19 protein-coding genes and 1 tRNA gene are annotated in these 18,583 nt (G+C 69.1%); 10 read left to right on the top strand and 10 right to left on the bottom strand.

The genetic code is table 11. The features are described 5' to 3' along the window. The first annotated feature begins 55 nt into the window (after positions 1 to 55). Positions 56 to 967: an NAD(P)-dependent oxidoreductase gene (locus tag AC57B5_RS16660; protein WP_012202996.1), complete on the top strand. Its 912-nt coding sequence runs from the start codon at positions 56 to 58 to the stop codon at positions 965 to 967. Positions 968 to 1,166: 199 nt separating this feature from the next. Here AC57B5_RS16660 and AC57B5_RS16665 read toward each other — a convergent pair whose 3' ends face one another. From AC57B5_RS16665 to AC57B5_RS16675, 3 genes are all read right to left on the bottom strand, one after another. Then, a complete protein-coding gene (locus AC57B5_RS16665) occupies positions 1,167 to 1,898 on the bottom strand; it encodes a BON domain-containing protein (protein WP_063327425.1) in 732 nt (243 codons plus the stop codon). Next, on the bottom strand, positions 1,895 to 2,503 hold the full coding sequence (locus tag AC57B5_RS16670; RefSeq protein WP_012202994.1) for an SIS domain-containing protein: 609 nt from the start codon (positions 2,501 to 2,503) through the stop codon (positions 1,895 to 1,897). Before AC57B5_RS16670 ends, AC57B5_RS16665 begins: the two co-directional genes overlap by 4 nt. Positions 2,504 to 2,576: 73 nt before the next feature. Continuing rightward, positions 2,577 to 2,993: a YraN family protein gene (locus tag AC57B5_RS16675; RefSeq protein WP_043820402.1), complete on the bottom strand. Its 417-nt coding sequence runs from the start codon at positions 2,991 to 2,993 to the stop codon at positions 2,577 to 2,579. On the opposite strand from AC57B5_RS16675, the gene rsmI reads away from it, so the two are divergent. Continuing rightward, positions 2,993 to 3,934, top strand: a complete 942-nt coding sequence (gene rsmI, locus AC57B5_RS16680; RefSeq protein ID WP_088165889.1) for a 16S rRNA (cytidine(1402)-2'-O)-methyltransferase — start codon at positions 2,993 to 2,995, stop codon at positions 3,932 to 3,934. The genes AC57B5_RS16675 and rsmI overlap by 1 nt on opposite strands. Here the strand turns inward: rsmI and AC57B5_RS16685 are convergent, their stop codons facing one another. The 3 genes from AC57B5_RS16685 to AC57B5_RS16695 form a co-directional block, all read right to left on the bottom strand. Continuing rightward, entirely contained in the window at positions 3,935 to 5,191 is a 1,257-nt protein-coding gene (locus AC57B5_RS16685; RefSeq protein WP_043783186.1) for an Hsp70 family protein, read from the bottom strand. It lies immediately after the preceding gene. A gap of 116 nt (positions 5,192 to 5,307) precedes the next feature. Continuing rightward, a complete protein-coding gene (locus AC57B5_RS16690; protein ID WP_496399954.1) occupies positions 5,308 to 6,147 on the bottom strand; it encodes a VOC family protein in 840 nt (279 codons plus the stop codon). Positions 6,148 to 6,172: 25 nt separating this feature from the next. After that, a complete protein-coding gene (locus AC57B5_RS16695; RefSeq protein ID WP_013804436.1) occupies positions 6,173 to 6,724 on the bottom strand; it encodes an OsmC family protein in 552 nt (183 codons plus the stop codon). A 251-nt stretch (positions 6,725 to 6,975) separates the two neighbouring features. Between AC57B5_RS16695 and AC57B5_RS16700 the strand changes: the two genes are divergently transcribed. Genes AC57B5_RS16700 through AC57B5_RS16730 form a run of 7 tightly spaced genes read left to right on the top strand, consistent with a single transcriptional unit; the run spans position 6,976 to position 14,653 of the window. Continuing rightward, a complete protein-coding gene (locus AC57B5_RS16700; protein WP_097203985.1) occupies positions 6,976 to 8,649 on the top strand; it encodes a TIGR04028 family ABC transporter substrate-binding protein in 1,674 nt (557 codons plus the stop codon). Positions 8,650 to 8,677: 28 nt separating this feature from the next. Then, positions 8,678 to 9,625 (top strand): ABC transporter permease, encoded by a 948-nt coding sequence (locus AC57B5_RS16705; RefSeq protein ID WP_496399955.1) that lies wholly within the window; start codon positions 8,678 to 8,680, stop codon positions 9,623 to 9,625. Further along, positions 9,622 to 10,578 carry an ABC transporter permease gene (locus AC57B5_RS16710; RefSeq protein WP_496399956.1) on the top strand — a complete coding sequence of 319 codons (957 nt, stop codon included), beginning with the start codon at positions 9,622 to 9,624 and terminating at the stop codon, positions 10,576 to 10,578. Before AC57B5_RS16705 ends, AC57B5_RS16710 begins: the two co-directional genes overlap by 4 nt. Beyond that, positions 10,575 to 12,266 (top strand): dipeptide ABC transporter ATP-binding protein, encoded by a 1,692-nt coding sequence (locus AC57B5_RS16715; RefSeq protein WP_496399957.1) that lies wholly within the window; start codon positions 10,575 to 10,577, stop codon positions 12,264 to 12,266. Before AC57B5_RS16710 ends, AC57B5_RS16715 begins: the two co-directional genes overlap by 4 nt. Beyond that, a complete protein-coding gene (locus tag AC57B5_RS16720; protein ID WP_496399958.1) occupies positions 12,247 to 13,377 on the top strand; it encodes a putative FMN-dependent luciferase-like monooxygenase in 1,131 nt (376 codons plus the stop codon). The genes AC57B5_RS16715 and AC57B5_RS16720 overlap by 20 nt, the downstream gene beginning before the upstream one ends. Continuing rightward, positions 13,374 to 14,069, top strand: a complete 696-nt coding sequence (locus AC57B5_RS16725; protein ID WP_097203996.1) for a CMD domain protein — start codon at positions 13,374 to 13,376, stop codon at positions 14,067 to 14,069. Before AC57B5_RS16720 ends, AC57B5_RS16725 begins: the two co-directional genes overlap by 4 nt. Then, on the top strand, positions 14,066 to 14,653 hold the full coding sequence (locus AC57B5_RS16730) for an alkylhydroperoxidase domain protein (RefSeq protein WP_013804442.1): 588 nt from the start codon (positions 14,066 to 14,068) through the stop codon (positions 14,651 to 14,653). The genes AC57B5_RS16725 and AC57B5_RS16730 overlap by 4 nt, the downstream gene beginning before the upstream one ends. Before the next feature lie 12 nt (positions 14,654 to 14,665). Here the strand turns inward: AC57B5_RS16730 and AC57B5_RS16735 are convergent, their stop codons facing one another. Further along, a complete protein-coding gene (locus tag AC57B5_RS16735) occupies positions 14,666 to 16,171 on the bottom strand; it encodes a DASS family sodium-coupled anion symporter (protein WP_496399959.1) in 1,506 nt (501 codons plus the stop codon). Positions 16,172 to 16,465: 294 nt separating this feature from the next. On the opposite strand from AC57B5_RS16735, the gene AC57B5_RS16740 reads away from it, so the two are divergent. After that, positions 16,466 to 16,783 (top strand): hypothetical protein, encoded by a 318-nt coding sequence (locus tag AC57B5_RS16740; protein ID WP_012202980.1) that lies wholly within the window; start codon positions 16,466 to 16,468, stop codon positions 16,781 to 16,783. Positions 16,784 to 16,865: 82 nt separating this feature from the next. Here the strand turns inward: AC57B5_RS16740 and AC57B5_RS16745 are convergent. The 3 genes from AC57B5_RS16745 to AC57B5_RS16755 all read right to left on the bottom strand — a co-directional run bounded on the left by AC57B5_RS16745 (position 16,866) and on the right by AC57B5_RS16755 (position 18,541). Continuing rightward, positions 16,866 to 16,942 (bottom strand) — tRNA-Met (locus AC57B5_RS16745). 21 nt (positions 16,943 to 16,963) lie between these two features. Continuing rightward, positions 16,964 to 17,356 carry a 50S ribosomal protein L17 gene (rplQ, locus tag AC57B5_RS16750; RefSeq protein ID WP_012202979.1) on the bottom strand — a complete coding sequence of 131 codons (393 nt, stop codon included), beginning with the start codon at positions 17,354 to 17,356 and terminating at the stop codon, positions 16,964 to 16,966. A 186-nt stretch (positions 17,357 to 17,542) separates the two neighbouring features. Beyond that, complete coding sequence (locus tag AC57B5_RS16755) at positions 17,543 to 18,541, bottom strand: DNA-directed RNA polymerase subunit alpha (protein WP_012202978.1); 999 nt, start codon at positions 18,539 to 18,541, stop codon at positions 17,543 to 17,545. Positions 18,542 to 18,583: the final 42 nt, after the last annotated feature.

Consider the following 18,583-nt stretch of genomic DNA (forward strand, 5'->3'; position numbering starts at 1 on the left):
GCGCCGGACGCGGCCCTGCGCCACCCGCCTCCCACCACCTCTCAGGATTGCTTCCATGTCCGACTCCTCCATCGCCGCCCGCAGCTATGCGGACACCGCCCCTCTTTCCGTGGCCTTCCTCGGGCTGGGTGTCATGGGCTACCCCATGGCCGGCCACCTGGCCACGGCGGGCCACCGCGTCACGGTCTACAACCGCACGCCGGCCAAGGCCCGTGCCTGGTGCGAGGAGTTCAACGGCGGCCATGCGGCCACGCCGCGCGAGGCCGTGGCCGGCGCCGACATCGTGTTCAGCTGCGTGGGCAATGACGATGACCTGCGCTCGGTCGTGCTGGGCCCGGACGGCGCCTTCGCGGGCATGCGCCGCGGCGCCATCTTCGCCGACCACACGACGGCATCGGCCGAAGTCGCGCGCGAGCTGCATGCGGCCGGGCTGGAGCTGGGCCTGCAGTTCATCGACGCACCCGTCTCGGGCGGCCAGGCCGGCGCCCAGAACGGCCAGCTCACCGTGATGTGCGGCGGCGACGAGGCCGCCTTCGCCACCATGCAGCCCGTGGCCATGGCCTTCTCGCGCGCATGCACGCTGATGGGCGACAGCGGCGCCGGCCAGCTCACCAAGATGGTCAACCAGATCTGCATCGCGGGCCTGGTCCAGGGCCTGTCCGAGGCCATCGCCTTCGGCCAGCGCGCGGGACTGGACATTCCCAGCGTGCTCGATGTCATCGGCAAGGGCGCCGCCCAGAGCTGGCAGATGGACAACCGTGGCCGCACCATGGCCGAAGGCAAGTTCGACTTCGGCTTTGCCGTGGACTGGATGCGCAAGGACCTGGGCCTGGTGCTGGCCGAAGCCCAGCGCAATGGCGCGCGCCTGCCCGTCACGGCCCTGGTGGACCAGTTCTATGCCGATGTGCAGCAGATGGGCGGCAGGCGCTGGGATACCTCCAGCCTCATCAAGAGGCTCACCCCCTGAGCGGCTTACGCCGCGTCCCCCTCTCTACTTGCTTCGCAAGGGAGGGGGACGACACCATCGCTGCGGGGCGGCCCTTGCTTGGTGTCCCTGGCTTTAGGCCCTGCCAGATTCAAGTGCTATGCCCTGAGGAACGAGATCTTCCTATGTCCAAAACAAAAAGCCGGAACATGTTCCGGCTTTTGCTTTCGGGCGGCGGTGATCACTTCACCGGGGTGGCGGTGGCGCCTGCGGGGGTGGACAGGCTGCTTTCCGAGAGGCTGGTGGGAGCACTGGCTGCGGCGGCCTTACCGGAGTCGTCGGTGACCACGGGGGCGGACTGGGGCTGCATGCGGGCCAGTTCGTCCTCGGAGATGACTTCCACCACGCGCACGACCTTGGTCACGTCGTTGATGCCGCGTGCAATCTCGGCGCCGCGCTTGGCTTCGCGCGGGGTGACGATGCCCATCAGGAAGACGACCTTGTTCTCGGTCACGACCTTGAAGGCCGAGGCCTGGATGTCCTTGGCGTCCAGCAGGCTGGCCTTGACCTGGGTGGTGATCAGCGTGTCCTTGGAGCGCTGGCTCAGCGTGGAAGTGAAGGGAGCCACCACCACTTCGTTGAAGACATTGCGCACCGTGGGCTGCTCGCGCACGAGCTTCTCGATGGTCTGGCGGTCGGCCTCATTGCCGGCCTCGCCGGTCAGCAGCACCTGGCGGTTGTAGCTGGTGACGTTGACATGGGCCTTGTCGCCCAGCACTTCGGCGATGCGGTTGTTGGCGCGCAGCTCGATGCCCTGGTCTTCCACCTGGGTGCCGGTGGTGCGGCGGTCCGCCACCGACATGCCGGCCATCACGGCGCTGCCGCCCACCAGGGCGACGCAGCCCGACAGGGCGGCGCCCAGGGACGCGACGGCGAGCACACCGCAGGCGGCGCGGGACCAACGGAACTTCATAGAGGCATCTCCTGTTCACCAAGTAACTGGGCATCCACGCCGTCGCACAGGCAGTGCAGCACCAGCGTATGGGTTTCGCGCACGCGCGCCGCACGGTCGTGCGGCACGCAGATCAGAACATCGGTCTCGCGCACGCGGCCGGCCAGGGAGCCGCCCGTGCGGCCGGTCAGCACCACGGCCATCATGTCGCGCTCATGGGCGGCATCCAGCGCCTCCAGCACGGCCACGTCGTTGCCCGTGGCGGACAGCACCAGCAGCAGGTCGCCGGGCTGGCCCAGGGCACGTATCTGGCGCGCCAGGTACTGGGTGGCGTTGCCGCCCGAGCCCGTGGCGCCCACGGTGCCCAGCAGGCCGCCGTCGGAGACCAGGGCCACGGCAGCCAGCTCGGGCCGGTCGCGTTCGAAGCCGGCCACGCACAGGGCGGCGAAGAGTTGGGCATCGCTGGCAGAGGCGCCCGCGCCGCAGGCCAGAACCTTGCCGCCACTGGTCACGCAGGCCAGCATGGCCTGCACTGCCGCCGCAATGGGCTGGCTCAGCGCCTGGGCGGCCTGGTATTTCAGGTCGGCGCTGTCGATGAAATGCTGTTGGATACGTTGCTCAAGCATGGAGGCCCGATGATAACTGCCGCCCTTGAAGTCTTTCGTAGCCAGGCGTTATTTGTGCTGCAGCGGTAACGGATCAGGCGCCTTCGGCGTCAAAGGCGGCCTGCAGCCACTGCACGGAGGGCCCGGCGCCGGGCTCGACCAGCACCACGTCGAAGCGGCATGGCGGCGGCGCGGACCAGCGCATCAGGTAGTGGCGCGCCGCAAATACGATGCGCCGCTGCTTGGTGGCACCGATGCTGGCGCCGGCACCGCCGAAGGCGCGCGTGCCGCGGCTGCGCACCTCGACGAAGACCACGGTGCCGTCGCGCGCCTGCACGATGAGGTCGATCTCGCCGCCGCCGCGGCCCGGCGTCCGATAATTGCGCTCGACCAGACGCAGGCCGGCCGCCTGCAGATGGGCCAGCGCCGCATCCTCGGCCTGCTGGCCCCGATGCCGGGTCGTGAGGGCAGACGGCCCCGCGCCTGCCGGCTTTTTCGCAAGGAAACCCATTGACTACCTCTTTCGCCACCGCGCTGGGCGCAGCCAAGGATGCTGCGGCATCCCAGCATTATCCGCAGGGCGCCCTCTACGTGGTGGCCACTCCCATCGGCAACCTGGCCGACATCAGCCTGCGCGCCCTGCATGTGCTGCAGCTGGTGGACTGCGTGGCCTGCGAGGACACGCGCCACACGCAGGGCCTGCTGCGCTCCTATGGACTGGACCGGCCCGGCAGCCAGCTGCTGGCCGTGCACCAGCACAACGAGGCCGAGGCGGCCCAGCAGATCGTGGCGCGGCTGCAGCAGGGCCAGCGCATCGCCTATGTCAGCGATGCGGGCACGCCCGGCGTCAGCGACCCTGGCGCACGCCTGTGCGCCGCCGTGCAGGCCGCGGGCCTGCGCTGCATTCCGCTGCCCGGCGCCAGCAGCATCACGGCCGCCATCAGCGTGGCCGGTGCGGTCACGCCTTCGCAGGGAGAGGGAGGTTTCGTCTTCGCAGGCTTTCTGCCCACCAAGTCGGCCGAGCGCCTGGCCGCCGTGCAGCAACTGGCCCTGCAGCCGCGCTGCACCGTGCTGCTGGAGGCGCCCCACCGCATTGCCGACCTGGCCGCCGCACTGGCCACGCTGGGCGAGCGCCCGGTGACGCTGGCACGCGAGATCACCAAGCAGTTCGAGGACATTGCCACCATGCCCGCCAGCGCGCTGCCGGCCTGGCTGCAGGCCGTGCCCCAGCGCAGCAAGGGCGAATTCGCCGTGGTGCTGCACCCGGTGGCCCTGGGTGGCGATGAGGCCGACGCCGACGCCCTGCGCGTGCTGCGCCTGCTGCTGGCCGAGCTGCCCACCAAGACCGCCGTGCGCCTGGCCGCCGAGATCACGGGCGCACCGCGCAACCGCCTCTATGACGCCGCGCTGGCGATCAAGCAGGCCGCCGAGGAGGACGGCGACGCGGATTGATCAGGCATACGCCAGACCTGTGGCCACGCCACCGAACAGGTCGCCCTCGACCTGCGGCACGCCCGGGAAGGCCTCGCGCAGCGCATCGCGCAGCGTGCGCAGGGCCGATGAGCCGCCCGTGAGGTAGATGGCGTCCAGCGCCTGGGGCGCCACGCCGGCCAGGCGCAGGCAGTCCTGGGCGCAGGCAACGACCTGTTGCAGGGGGCCTTGCAGCTGCTCGTGCAGCACCTCGGGCGAGATGGCGGCGGACAGGCCCGATTCCAGCCAGCCCAGTTCGATGGCCGCTTCGGCATGGCGCGTGGAGGCCTCGATCTTGGCCTGCTCCACCACGGCGGCCAGGCGGTGGCCTTCGCGAAGTTCCAGCACTTCCATCAGGCGCTTGTGCAGGCGCTGGTCGCTGTAGTCGGTGCGCAGGTTGCGCGCCTCGGCCAGGGCCTTGGGCGAGTACAGCCACTGGATCAGGTGCCAGGTCGAGAGGTCGAAGAACACGCGGCTGGGCACTTCGCGGCCGCTGGGGCCGATGTGCCGGTAGCCCAGCAGCGGCATGAGCTGGGCCAGGTTGAGCCGGTGGTCGAAGTCCGTGCCGCCGATGTGCACGCCGCTGGTGGCCAGGATGTCGTCGCGGCGGTCGCTGCGGCCGGCCTGCTCGGGACCCAGGCGCACGACGGTGAAGTCGGAGGTACCGCCGCCGATGTCCACCACCAGCACCACGGATTCCTGCGTGAGGCGCTGCTCGTAGTCCAGCGCGGCGGCAATGGGCTCCATCTGGAAATCCACTTCGCCCAGGCCTGCGGCGCGCGCGGCATCGGCCAGGGCCTGCTGCGCCTGGCGGTCGCGCTCGGGATGGTCGTCCACGAAATGCACGGGCCGCCCCAGCACCACGCGCTCGGGCAGGCGGCCGTCCAGCGAGGCACGCGCCCGGTCGGCCACGCGGCGCAGGAACAGGCCGATGATGTCCTGGTAGCTCACGAACTGGTCGTGCACCGCCGTCTTTTCCTGCAGCAGCGCACTGCCCAGCAGGCTTTTGAGGGAGCGCATGAGCCGGCCCGGCTCGCCGTCCAGGTACTGGGCCATGGCGTCGCGCCCGAAATGGGTGCTGTGCTCGTCCGTATGGAAGAACAGCGCCGTGGGCATGCCGCAGGCATCGCCCTCCAGCGGCAGCAGGCGTGCGGTCTGGCCGGGGGCGCGCCAGGCCATGGCGGAGTTGGAGGTACCGAAATCTATGCCCAGCGTGGCAGGAGTGGAAGCAGTCGTCATGGCAAGCAGCGCCGCGCCGCGGCGCCCCTCAAGGGAGGCCGCGGCTGCAACGAAAACGCCCACCGGGGTGGGCATGGGTGTCAGCGGGGCGCCATTCTAGCGCCCACGCATTTCGCCTAGGCGGCGGCGGTTTCCCTGGCCGGGGAAACCTGGGCCAGCACGATGCGCGCGCCATGCGTGGCGGCCTCGTCCAGCGCCAGTGCAGACGCGGGCTGGCGCACCTCCAGCTCGATGGCATAAGGGCCTTCACCGCGCGTGGCCAGACGGTGGCCCAGGGTGCCCGTGGCAACGCCCTGGGCAGGCGCAGCCAGCACCAGCGCGGTGGCGCCCAGCGCAGTGGCGCCCAGCCTCAGCGATGCGCGGTAGGCGCTGCCGTCGTCCGACAGCCGGGCCTCGCCAATGTCTGCTCCCTCGCCCAGCAGCGCGCGCCAGCGTGCCAGGCTGGCGCGCAGGTCATGCACGGCCACGTACAGCCGGGCCACGCCGGTGGCGCCGTTGGGGTGCACACGTGCATCGCCCTCGGGCACGCGCAGGGCGCGCGGCGTGAGGTCGCCGCAGAGAAAGGGCAGGTCCTGGCTGCGGGCGCGTGCATTGCGCCAGCGCAGCTGCGCGCCGTCGGGGCGCAGGCGGCAGCCTTCGTAGGGCGCCTCGTAGTCCAGACCGCGCGCCTGGGCGGCAGCGACCACGGCGCCGGTCTCCGACGGCAGCAGCGCGAAATCGACAATGCCCTCGCCATGGCGCTGCAGCTGCTGCCACCAGCGCTCCTCGGGCGCGGGCGCCCGCCAGGCGATGAGTTCGAAATAGGCGCCGTCGGCAAACACCACCAGGGCGTTGTGCGTGGAGCGGCCCGGATGCTCGCCGCCGCGCAGCACGTTGAAGCCCAGCGCGGTGTAGTCGGCAATGGTGCGTTCCAGGTCCTGGACCGCGATGACGATGTGGTCGAGTGGCAGGGTCATGGCAGGGGTGCTTTCCGCACGGTGTTCAGGCTGCCAGGCGCGCGGCGGCGCTGGAGTCGGTGTGGCGCACTTCGGCGCGGATGTTCTGCGGATTGCGCAGCAGGTTGAGGATGGGGCAGGTGCGCTCCACGGCCTCGAACAGCGCATCGATCTCGGCGCGGCTGGCAGGCGAGTCGATGTGCACGGTGTAGCCGATCTCATGCGGCCAGATGGGCGTGGCCTCGTGGCCGGGCTTGCCGCCGCGCGGGTCGATGATGCCCGTGACCTCGACCTCCAGGCTCTCCACGGGCACCTGGCGCTCGGCCGCCTGGATCAGAAAGATGTGGGTCACGCAGGTGCCCAGCACGCCCAGCTGCAGCTCGGGCGAGCTGGGGCCGAGGTTGTAGCCCGCGAAGTCGGGCGGGCTGTCGCTGATGACCTGGTGCTCGCGGATGCGCAGGCGGCGCACGCCGCTGCGGCCCTCGGCGCGCACATGGGCCTTGAGGTGGGCGGGCTGGGCCGTGCCGGCCGCGACGGCGGCGCTGCGGGCGAGCACGGCGGCGCGCTTTTCGGCGAGGTATTCGTTGAGATGGCTCATGGACGGGCTTTCGGTGAAGGAAGTACCAGCCCATTGTTGGGACCGCCGCATGCGCGGCAAACAAACGAATCCGTCTGCGCTTATGCACTGGGCAGATATGCGGGGGCCCCATCCCTTAGTCGTTTTCCAAATAACGATGCAACTCGATATATGAGCGCAAATATTTGGCATCGATAGCATGAAAAACATGGAGCCGGTCCTGTGGCCGGCAGTCTTGTTTTTCAGCGCCCCAGCGGCGGCGAGGTACGAACGTGTTTTCCCAATCGAAGGCGGCTCAGGTGGCATGGAAGGCCGCGATAGCGGTATTGGCGGGCAGCAGCCTGCTGCTGGCGGCGTGCTCCAGGCAGGCCGATACGGCCCAGGCGGGCGCGGCTGCCGGCCCCGTGGAAGGCGGCACCCTGGTCTACCTGGAGCAGCAGGCCCATACCAACCTCTATCCGCCGGCCGGGGGCTTCTATCCCAACGGCGGCGTGCTCAACCAGATCACCGACAAGCTGACCTACCAGGACCCGAAGACGCTGGAGATCCAGCCCTGGATCGCCGAGTCCTGGACCGTGAATGCCGATGCCACCGAGTACAGCTTCAAGCTGCGCCCCGGCGTCACCTTCTCCGACGGCACGCCGCTGGACGCGGCGGCCGTGGCGCGCAACTTCGACACCTACGGCCTGGGCAACAAGGCGCTCAAGCAGCCCGTGTCCGAGGTGATCAACAACTACGAGCGCAGCGAGGTGGTCGACCCGCTGACGGTGAAGTTCTTCTTCAGGAAGCCTTCGCCGGGCTTTCTGCAGGGCACTTCGGTGATCGGCTCGGGCCTGGTCTCGCCGGCCACGCTGGACCGCCCCTTCGAGGAGCTGGGCGACGCCACGCGCATCATCGGCTCCGGCCCCTTCGTGGTGGCCAGCGAGACGCTGGGCAAGGAGCTGGTGCTCAAGGTGCGCAAGGACTATGCCTGGGGTCCCGCCAAGCTGGCCCACCAGGGCCGCGCGCGGCTGGACGAGGTGAAGTTCATCGTCACGCCCGAGGACAGCGTGCGCATCGGCGCGCTGCTGGCCGGGCAGGCCGGGCTGATCCGCCAGATCCAGGCCTACGACGAAAAGCGCGTCGAGGACCAGAAGTTCAGCATCTACGCCCCGCCCACGCGCGGCGTGAACAACAGCGTGGCCATCCGCCCGGACAACGCCCTGGTGGCCGATCTCAAGGTGCGCCAGGCCCTGCTGCATGGCACCAATGCCAAGGAGATCGTGGAGACGCTGTTCTCGCCGCGCTATCCGCAGGCGCGCTCGGTGATTGCCTCCACGGCGGCCGGCTTCGTGGACCTGTCGGCCAAGCTGGCCTATGACGAGGCCAAGGCGAAACAGCTGCTGGACGAAGCCGGCTGGACGCTGGGCGCCAACGGCCTGCGCCAGAAGGACGGCCGCGATTTCGTGCTGTCCACCTACGAGTCCCTGCCCCAGCCGCAGAACAAGGAGACGCTGCAGCTCGTGGCCCAGCAGTGGGCGCGCATCGGCGTCAAGCTCAACGTGCTGTCGGGCGACGCGGGCAGCCGCGCCGTGGACACGCTGGACCCCGACAAGACCGGCGTGCTGCCCGGCATGGTGGGCCGCGCCGATCCCGACGTGATCAAGAGCAACTACTACCCGACCAACCGCAACGTGCTGCTGCAAAAGGGCGGCGTGAGCCAGAAGGTCAAGTCCTTCGAGGACACCAAGCTCAACGGCCTGTTCGACGCCATCGCGGCCGAGACCGATGCCGCCAGGCGCCTGGCGCTGGCCGGCGAGGTGCAGAACTACCTGATCGACCAAGCCTATGTGATCCCCATCTTCGAGGAACCCCAGGCCTTTGCGGGCGCAGGCTGGGTGCGCGACGTGGGCTTCGAGGCCGTGGGCCGGCCCAGCTTCTACAGCACCTGGCTGGCCAGGCGCTGACCGGAACGCTCCCTGAGGAACCGCTCCCATGCCGCGCCGCTATCTGCTCAGCCGCATCGCCCAGGCCGCCCTGGTGCTGTGGGCGGCCTTCACGGTCTCGTTCATCCTGCTGCAGCTGCTGCCGGGCGATGCCGTGCTGATCAAGTTCCTGAACCCCGAGCTGGGCCTGGGCCCGCAGGAGATTGCCGACATCCGCGCCGCCTACGGCTCGGACCAGCCCGTGTGGCAGCAGTACCTGCACACGCTGGGCCAGTTCCTCACGGGCCACTTCGGCTATTCGCTGCAGGCCGGCGTGCCGGTGAGCCAGGGCCTGGCCACCAGCCTGCCACCCACGCTCAAGCTCGCGGCCCTGGGCTTTGCCGCAGCCGCGCTGCTGGCCGTGGCGCTGGCGGCGGCTGCCAGCCTGGCGCCCCCTGCCTGGCTGCGCAACGCGCTGTATTCGCTGCCTTCGGTCTTTGTCTCGGTGCCCGTGTTCTGGCTGGGGATCATGCTGATCCAGGTGGTGTCGTTCCGCCTGGGCTGGATCGCCGTGATCAATCCCGGCCCCTGGGAAGGACTGGTGCTGCCCACGCTGACCCTGGCCGTGCCGATCTCGGCGCCGCTGGCCCAGGTGCTGCTGCGCAATATCGATGCCGTGCTGGCCCAGCCCTTCGTGGCCGTGGCACGGGCCAAGGGAGCATCGCGCCGCTGGGTGCTGCTGCGCCATGTGGCACGCAATGCCCTGCTGCCCACGCTGACCATTGCCGGCGTGCTGTTCGGCGAGCTGCTGGCCGGCGCCGTGGTGACGGAGGCCGTGTTCGGCCTCAATGGCCTGGGCACGCTGACCCAGCAGGCCGTGGGCAACCAGGACACGGCCGTGCTCCAGGCCGTGGTGGTCGTCTCGGCCGCCGCCTTCGTACTCATCAACCTCGCCGTGGACCTGCTGTACCCGCTGCTTGATCCGCGCCTGCGCCATTCCGTGGAGAACCGGCCATGAACACTGCCGTCTCAAGCGCTCTTTCCCCGGCCCTGGATGCCCAGGCCGCGCCCGCCACTCCTGCTCCCATTCCCATGGCGCTGCCAGCGCCGTCCCCGGCCCCTGCGCCAGCCGCCCCGCGCCGCAGCTTCGCCTTGCCAGCCCGCCTGCAATCCCTGCGGCGCCTGCCGCCCACGCTGGCCCTGGCCTGGCTGGTGATCGCCGTGGCCGCGCTGTGGGCGCTGGCGCCCGGCTGGTTCGCCCACCAGAACCCGATCGCGGGCCAGGCCGGCCAGCAGTTGCTGGCGCCCGGCGCCGCGCACTGGCTGGGCACGGACGCGCTGGGGCGCGACCTGTGGGCGCGCGTGGTGCATGGCGCCGTGCATTCGCTGTCGGGCGCCTTCGTGGCCGTGGGCGTGGGCCTGGCCGTGGGCACGCTGATCGGCCTGCTGGCCGGGGCCACGGGCGGGCGCACGGAAGATGCGCTGATGCGCCTGGTCGATGTGCTGCTGGCCGTGCCTTCGCTGCTGCTGTCGCTGACCATCATCATCGTGCTGGGCTTTGGCACCATCAACGCGGCCATTGCCGTGGGCGTGGTCTCGGTGGCCAGCTTCGCGCGCCTGGTGCGCTCGGAGGTGGTGCGCGTGCGCCGCTCCGACTACGTGGAGGCCGCCTTTGGCAGCGGCGGGCGCTTTGCCGCCGTGCTATGGCGCCATGTGCTGCCCAATTCGCTGACCTCGGTCATCGCCATGGCGGCGCTGCAGTTCGGCTCGGCGATCCTTGCGATTTCCACGCTGGGTTTTCTGGGCTACGGCGCGCCGCCGCCCACGCCCGAATGGGGGCTGCTGATCGCCGAAGGCCGCAACTACATCGCCACCGCCTGGTGGCTGACCACGGCGCCGGGCCTGATCGTGGTGGCCGTGGTGCTGGCGGCCAACCGCATCGCCACGGCCTTCGCACGGAGGCCTGCATGAGCGCCGCCATCGAGGAACGCATCCACGCCGCACCAGCGGTGGCAACGACCGCCCCCGTGCTCGAAGTGCAGGACCTGGCCGTGGCCTACCGCGATGCCGCAGGCCAGGCGCAGCGCGTGGTGCACGGCGTGTCGTTTTCCGTGGCACCGGGCGAGGTGGTGGCCCTGGTCGGCGAATCGGGTTCGGGCAAGACCACCACGGCCCAGGCCGTGATCGGCCTTTTGGCCGACAACGGCCACCGCGAGCACGGCAGCATCCGCCTGCAGGGCACCGAGGTCTCGGGCTGGCCGGCCGCACGCTGGAACGCCATCCGCGGCCGCGTGGTCAGCCTGGTGCCGCAGGACCCCACCATGTCGCTGAACCCCGTGCGCACGGTGGGCGACCAGGTGGGCGAGATCCTGCGCATCCACGGACTGCGCGACCGCACGGCCGTGGAGGCGCGCGTGCTGGAGCTGCTGGCCCGCGTGGGCCTGTCCCAGCCCGCGCTGCGCGCACGCCAGTATCCGCACGAGCTGTCGGGCGGCATGCGCCAGCGCGTGCTGATCGCCATCGCCATCGCGCTGCGGCCCGCCCTCATCATTGCCGACGAGCCCACCAGCGCGCTGGACGTGACCGTGCAGCGGCGCATCCTGGACCTGATCGACGCGCTGCGCCGCGAGACCGGAACGGCCGTGCTGCTGGTCACGCATGACCTGGGCGTGGCGGCCGACCGTTCGCACCGCCTGGTCGTCATGCAGGGCGGCCGCATCCAGGAGCAGGGCCCCACGCTGGAGCTGCTGCGCAATCCGCAAAGCGCCTATACGCGGCGGCTGCTGGCCGATGCGCCTTCGCTGGCGCCCGCGCCGCGCCGCACGCCCCGGCCCGCCACGGCCGATGACTGGGCCATCGAGGTCGAGGACCTGGTGCACGAGTTCGCGGCGCCCGGCCATGCCTCCGCCCACGGGCGCGGCATCTTCCGCGCCGTGGACGGCGTGTCGCTGCGCGTGCGCCGGGGCAGCACGCATGCCATCGTGGGCGAGTCGGGCTCGGGCAAGACCACCACCATCCGCGCCATCGTGGGCCTGGGCCGGCCCACGGCGGGCCGCATCCGCATCGAAGGCACCGAGGTCACGGGCCTGCGCGGCGAGGCCCTGCGCCAGCTGCGCCGCCGCGTGCAGCTGGTCTACCAGAACCCGTTCAGTTCTCTGGACCCGCGCCAGAGCGTGTTCGACATCATTGAGGAGCCCCTGCTGAACTTCGACCCGCTGCCGGCCGATGAGCGCCGCCGGCGCGTGCACGACATGCTGGAGCGCGTGGGCCTGCCGACCGCCGTGCTGCAGCGGCGCCCGCATGCGCTGTCGGGCGGCCAGCGCCAGCGCGTGGCGATTGCGCGCGCCCTGGTGCTGCAGCCGCAGGTGCTGGTGCTGGACGAGGCCGTATCGGCCCTGGACGTGACCGTGCAGGCGCAGATCCTGGCCCTGCTCGCCCAGCTGCAGCAGGACCTGGGGCTGACCTATCTCTTCATCTCGCACGACCTTGCCGTGGTGCGCCAGATCGCCGACACGGTGTCGGTGCTGCGCGCGGGCCGGGTGGTGGACGCGGGCAGCGTGGAGGAAGTGTTCCAGCGCCCCACCAGCGACTACACGCGTGAACTCATGGACGCCATTCCCGGCAAAAGGAGCATTGATTTTGTCCCCCATCCCGCCTGACACACACGCTGGCGCCGCCCACCGCAGCGGCCCGCGCCTGGGCTTCTTCAGCCGCCTGCTCGACGATGCGCCGGCCGGCGAACGCTACCGTCTGGTGGCCGAGCAGATCGCCCATGCCGAGGCCCAGGGCTTCGACTCGGCCTGGGTGGCCCAGCACCATTTCCATGAAAGCGAGGGCGGCCTGCCCTCGCCCTTCGTCTTTCTGGCCCATGTGGCGGCGCGCACGCGGCGCATCCGCATCGGCACGGGCGTGATCACGCTGCCGCTGGAAAACGCGCTGCGCGTGGCCGAGGACGCGGCCGTGCTGGACCTGCTGACCGGCGGCCGCCTGGAGGTGGGCCTGGGCACGGGCGGCACGGCCGAATCCTTCGAGGCCTTTGGCGTGCAGGGCGCCGAGCGCGGCGCCGTCTTCGCACGCAACTTCGGCGTGCTGCAGGACGCCTGGGCCGGGCGCGCGCTGGCCGGTGGCGTGCGCCTGTACCCGGCCGCGCCGCAGCTGCTGGAGCGCGTCTGGCAGGCCACGTTCTCGGCCGAGGGCGGCGCGCGGGCCGGGGCCAATGGCGACGGCCTGATGCTGTCGCGCACCCAGCCACGGCCCGAAGGCGCGCCGCAGGCCACGCTGTCCGAGATCCAGAACCCCATCATCGACGCCTACCTCGCCCGCCTGCCCGCAGGGCGGGCGCCGCGCATCCTGGGCTCGCGCACGCTGTTCGTGGCCGACCGCCGAGACGAGGCGCTGCGCTGGGCCGAGGCCGGCCTGCGCCGCGTGGCCCTGCGCCATGCCGCCCAGCCCTCGCAATGGGCGGCCCGCGTCGATCCGCAGGCGCCGCTGGCCGATCTCATCGCCGCCTACGACGTGCATGTGGGCACGCCCGACGAGGTCATCGCCTCGCTGCGCGCCGACACGGCGCTGGCGCGCGTGAGCGACATCGTCTTCCAGGTGCATTCCATCGACCCGCCGCACAACGCCATCCTGCGCTCCATCGAGCTGACGGCCGCCCATGTGGCACCGGCCCTGGGCTGGCGCCGTGCCGATGAGTCCACATCCACGTCCACCCCAGCGCCTTCTTCCCTCCCCGCAGTCCGGGCCGGACTGCTGCAAGCCGCATGACCATGAACACCACCGCAACGCCCCGCTTTCCCGGCGACGTGATCGACCACCTCGCCGACATTACCCCCGGCAGCGCCCTGGACCGCGTGCGCCGCCACCGCACCGAGGCACGCACGCAGGCCCAGCAAAGCTTTGCCGCCCTGTTCACGCCCGCCGAGCCCGTGCCCGGCACGGTCTCGCTGCGCGAGCGGCTGGCCCTGGCCGCCTTCACGGCCGGGCTGCATGGCGAGCCGCGCAGCGCCGTCTTCTATACACGCGCGCTGGCCACCGAGGATGCGGAACTGGCCGCCGTGGTGGCGTCCGAAGTGGTGCGTGGCCGCGCCCAGAGCCTGCAGGCCGGCAGCGGCCCGCACGGCCCTTACGGCAGCTACCCGGCAGGCCCGCTGAGCCGCGAGGACCAGCCCGGCCCCGCCTATGCCGTGGACCCGGCCCACGCCACACTGCTGGGCGCGCGCCTGGCCGCGGCGCTGGCCCATGCCCACCTGCTGGCCTACCACCCGCGCGACGCCAGCGCCGGGGCCCTGCAGGCGCTGCAACAGGCGGGCTGGAGCGAGACGGACATCGTCATCCTGTCCCAGCTGGCGTCCTTCCTGTCCTTTCAGATCCGCGTGGTGGCGGGGTTGCGCGTGCTGGCTGCACGCCCCGCGCCCCAGGCAGCCCATCAACCCACCACCCTGCAAGCCCAGCCATGACCTCAACGAACTCCGCCGCTCCCCAGGTCTTCACCCAGGAACAACTCGACTGGCTGCCATGGATTGAGCCGCTGGAAGAAAGCGAGCTGACCGAACGCCACCATGCAGGCCTGGTCGATGCCTCACGCGCGCAGTCGCCCTACTTCCGCCTGCTGGCGCGCGACCCCGACACGCTGGGCGCACGCACACGCACCGACAAGGACATCTTCTACAACCCCGACGCCGGCCTGCCGCGTGCCGAGCGCGAGCTGGCCGCTGCGGCCACCTCACGCGCCAATGGCTGCATCTACTGCGCCTCGGTGCACGCACGCTTTGCCACGCACTTCTCGCGCAGGGGCGGCGACGTGCAGCGCCTGCTCGACGAAGGCCCGGGCACGGACCTGGGCCCGCGCTGGAACGCCATCGTCACGGCGGCCGTGGCGCTGACCCAGACGCCGCCTGCGCTGGAGCCCGCCCACATCGATGCGCTGCGCACCGCAGGCCTGGACGATGCCGCCATCTCCGATGTGCTGCACGGCACGGCCTTCTTCAACTGGGCCAACCGGCTCATGCTGTCGCTGGGCGAGCCACGGACCACGGCTTGAGGGCGGCCGCCCTCACCACAGCCCCAGCAGCTTCCACCAGACACTGCCGCCCACGGCAAAGATCAGCAGCTCGATCACGCACATGGCCGCGCCCACGCGCCACCAGTTGCCCAGCGTGACGTAGCCGCTGCCGAAGATGATGGGCGAAGTGCCGGTGGCGTAGTGGGTCAGCGTCATCATGATGGCCGAGCCGGCCGTCATCATCAGCATGAAGGGTACGACATAGTCGGCCGGAATCAGCTGCGCGCCCACGGTCAGGAAGGCCAGCATCATCGCGCTGATGTGGGCCGTGGTGCTGGCGAACAGGTAGTGCGAGAACACGAACACGCCCACAAGGATGGCCGCCACCGGCAGCCAGTCCAGGCCGCTGGCGACGATGGCGTTCTTCATGCCCACGGCAAACCAGGACACCACGCCGAGCTTGTTGAGCTGTTCGGCCAGCATGACCAGGGCGCCGAACCACACCAGGGTATCCCAGGCGCTTTTCTCGGACAGCACGTCATCCCAGTCGATGGTGCCCGTGATGATCAGCACGAACAGGCCCAGGAAGGCGACCACGGTGGGGTCCAGCACGAAGGCCGGGCCGAACAGCATCTGCGGCACGTTGGCCCACAGCAGCAGCATCAGGCCGAAGGTGCCCAGCATCACGTGCTCCTTGCCCGACAGCGGCCCCATGCGTGCCATCTCGCTGCGCGCGTACTCCACGGCATTGGGCGTGGCCTTGAGCTCGGGCGGCGACAGCAGATAGATCACCAGCGGCATCAGCAGCAGGCACAGCAGGCCCGGCAGCAGCATGTACAGCGCCCAGGTGGTCCAGCTCAGGTGCAAGGCCTGGCCCGTGGCCTTGGCCACGAAATCCACCACCAGCGGGTTGGGCGCGGTGGCGGTCAGGAACATGGCCGAGGTGATGGGATTGGCGTGGTAGTTGACCAGGGCCAGGTAGGTGCCCACCTTGCCCTGCGTGCCCTTGGCCGGGTCCGACTCGAAGGCATTGGCGATGGACTTCATGATCGGGTGCACGATGCCGCCACCGCGCGCCGTGTTGCTGGGCGTGAACGGTGCCAGCACCAGCTCGCAGATAGCCAGGCCGTAGCCGATGCCGATGGTGCGCTTGCCCAGCAGGGCGATGAACATCAGGCCGATGCGGCTGCCCAGCCCCGTCTTCTTGAGGCCGCGCGAGATCAGGATGGCCACCACGATCAGCCAGATCAGCGGGCTGGAAAAGCTGCTCAGCGCATCGGTGATGGCACCCTTGGACGAGCCGGAGGTGACCTGGGACAGCGAGACGATAACGATGGCCATCAAGGCCATCACGCCAATGGGCATGACCTTGAGGATGATGGCCACGATGGTGGTCAGGAAAATGGCGACCAGCTGCCAGCCCTTGGGCGTCAGCCCCTCGGGCACGGGCATCAGCAGCAGGCCGAACAGCACGGCGGTGGCAATCAGTGCCGGCACCAGCCGGAACGGCACGGCCGCCTTGAAATAGCGGAACAGCGAGGCGATCTTCTCGAGCATGTGGATCCTTTGCGTTGCCGGAGCGGCGCCGAGAGAGCATGGCCTGCCGGGAGCAAAAGCCCACCAGCCTGCACGGGCACTGGCGGCCGCGCCGCATGACTGACATCATGATGCAGTGCAGCATGAGCCCGGCTTCCAGCGGGCGCCTGCGCCACCGAAGTTTGACAGGCATCAAGGCCGGGCCAGTAAACCTAGCGACCCAGGCCACCGAGCCCCGCTCACATGACAGCATCCCCAGACCGGGTGCCTTTTGCCCCGGTGTACCCATGCAGTGAAAAAAGGAGAAAAGCCGACATGCCAGCCAACCGATTCTTGCCCGAGGAATGGGAATGCCGGCTCCAGGAGATCGACCTGGAGATCGCCCGCCACGCCGTCATCTGCAAGATCCCGCTGCTGCAGGCCGGTGTGGTGGAGCGCGTGCTGGCCAATGACGCCAGCGTCTGCGGCGCCGAGCACGAGGCCGCATTCAAGACCCTGCGCGGCCTTCTGTACATGCACTACACCGAGCTGCTGCACATCAGCGAAGTGCTCAGCCCCGAGGTCGCCCAGGAAATTGCCCACCGCGTGCGCCTGCGGCTGGGCCAGCGCATCGGCAACCAGCTGGGCGGCTGATGCCGGGCTGTCCGCCTGGTCTTTGCCCTGGCGCGAGGGCATGAAAAAAGGGCTACGACAGTTGTCGTAGCCCTTTTCAATTTGGTTGCGCGAGAAGGATTTGAACCTCCGACCTTTGGGTTATGAGCCCAACGAGCTACCAGACTGCTCCATCGCGCGGTATTCCAAAATTATAGCAGATTATTCAGCTGCCTTGGCTTCGGCGGCGCCTTCTTCAGCGCGCTCGACCAGTTCCACGAAGGCCATGGGGGCGTTGTCGCCCACGCGGAAGCCCATCTTCAGGATACGGGTGTAGCCACCAGGACGCTTTGCGAAGCGGGGGCCCAGCTCGTTGAAGAGCTTGGTCACGCTGTCGCGGTCGCGCAGGCGGTCGAATGCCAGGCGGCGGTTGGCAACGGTGTCGACCTTGGCCAGGGTGATCATGGGCTCGATCACGCGGCGCAGTTCCTTGGCCTTGGGAACGGTGGTCTTGATGGCTTCGTGCTCGATGAGCGAATTCATCATGTTCTTCAGCATCGCCAGGCGGTGCGAAGAGGTGCGATTGAGTTTGCGGAGGCCGTGACCGTGACGCATGGTGCTTTATTCCTAAAATATGTAATTAGGGCTTGCGCAAACAAGGATGCAAGCCTGGACCCGTTACCGGATCTGCAGCTTGCCTCAACCGAATTTGCGCAAGTTGTTGATTAATTCGTGCAGCCGTATCAGGTACTGCCCGAGGCACTGAGGCTCTCCAAAAAGGAGAGCCTGCAATTATAGTGCTTAGCGCTTTTCCAGGCCAGCAGGCGGCCAGTTCTCGAGCTTCATGCCCAGCGTCAGACCGCGGGAAGCCAGGACTTCCTTGATCTCGTTGAGCGACTTGCGACCCAGGTTGGGGGTCTTGAGCAGCTCGTTTTCGGTACGCTGGATCAGGTCGCCGATGTAGTAGATGTTCTCTGCCTTGAGGCAGTTGGCCGAACGCACGGTGAGTTCCAGCTCGTCCACGGGACGCAGCAAGATGGGATCAAAGGCGGTTGCGGCACCACGGCCACCGGCCGGAGCATCGAAGACGCTGGCGATATCGCCGCCGTCCAGCTGAGCGAACACGGCGAGCTGTTCCACCAGGATCTTGGCGGATGCGCGCACGGCGTCCTCGGCAGTGATCGCACCATTGGTTTCGATCTCCACCACCAGCTTGTCGAGGTCGGTGCGTTGTTCAACGCGGGCCGATTCGACGGCGTAGCTCACGCGCTTGACGGGCGAGAACGAAGCGTCCAGCACAATGCGGCCGATCGACTTCGTGGACTCGTCGCCATAGCGGCGCACGTTGCCGGGCACATAGCCGCGGCCCTTCTCCACCTTGATCTGCATGTCCAGCTTGCCGCCTTGCGACAGGTTGGCGATGACATGATCAGGGTTGATGATTTCCACGTCGTGGGGCGTCTGGATGTCGCGCGCCGTCACGACGCCTTCGCCATCCTTGCGCAGCGAGAGCGTGACCTCATCGCGGTTGTGCAGCTTGAACACCACACCCTTGAGGTTCAGCAGGATGTTGACCACATCTTCCTGGACACCGTCGATGGACGAGTACTCGTGCAACACACCAGCAATCGTCACTTCCGTCGCTGCGTAACCCACCATGGACGAGAGCAGGACACGGCGCAGGGCGTTGCCCAGCGTATGGCCGTAGCCACGCTCAAACGGCTCCAGAACAACTTTGGCGCGATTGTGGCCAAGCTGCTCGACATTGATCGTCTTGGGCTTCAGCAAATTGGTTTGCATGCAGACTTCCTCTCAATACCCCCGGCTCGTTACACCGGTAAG

This window comes from Delftia sp. BGA-UO-ETr-SB1, assembly GCF_059567865.1.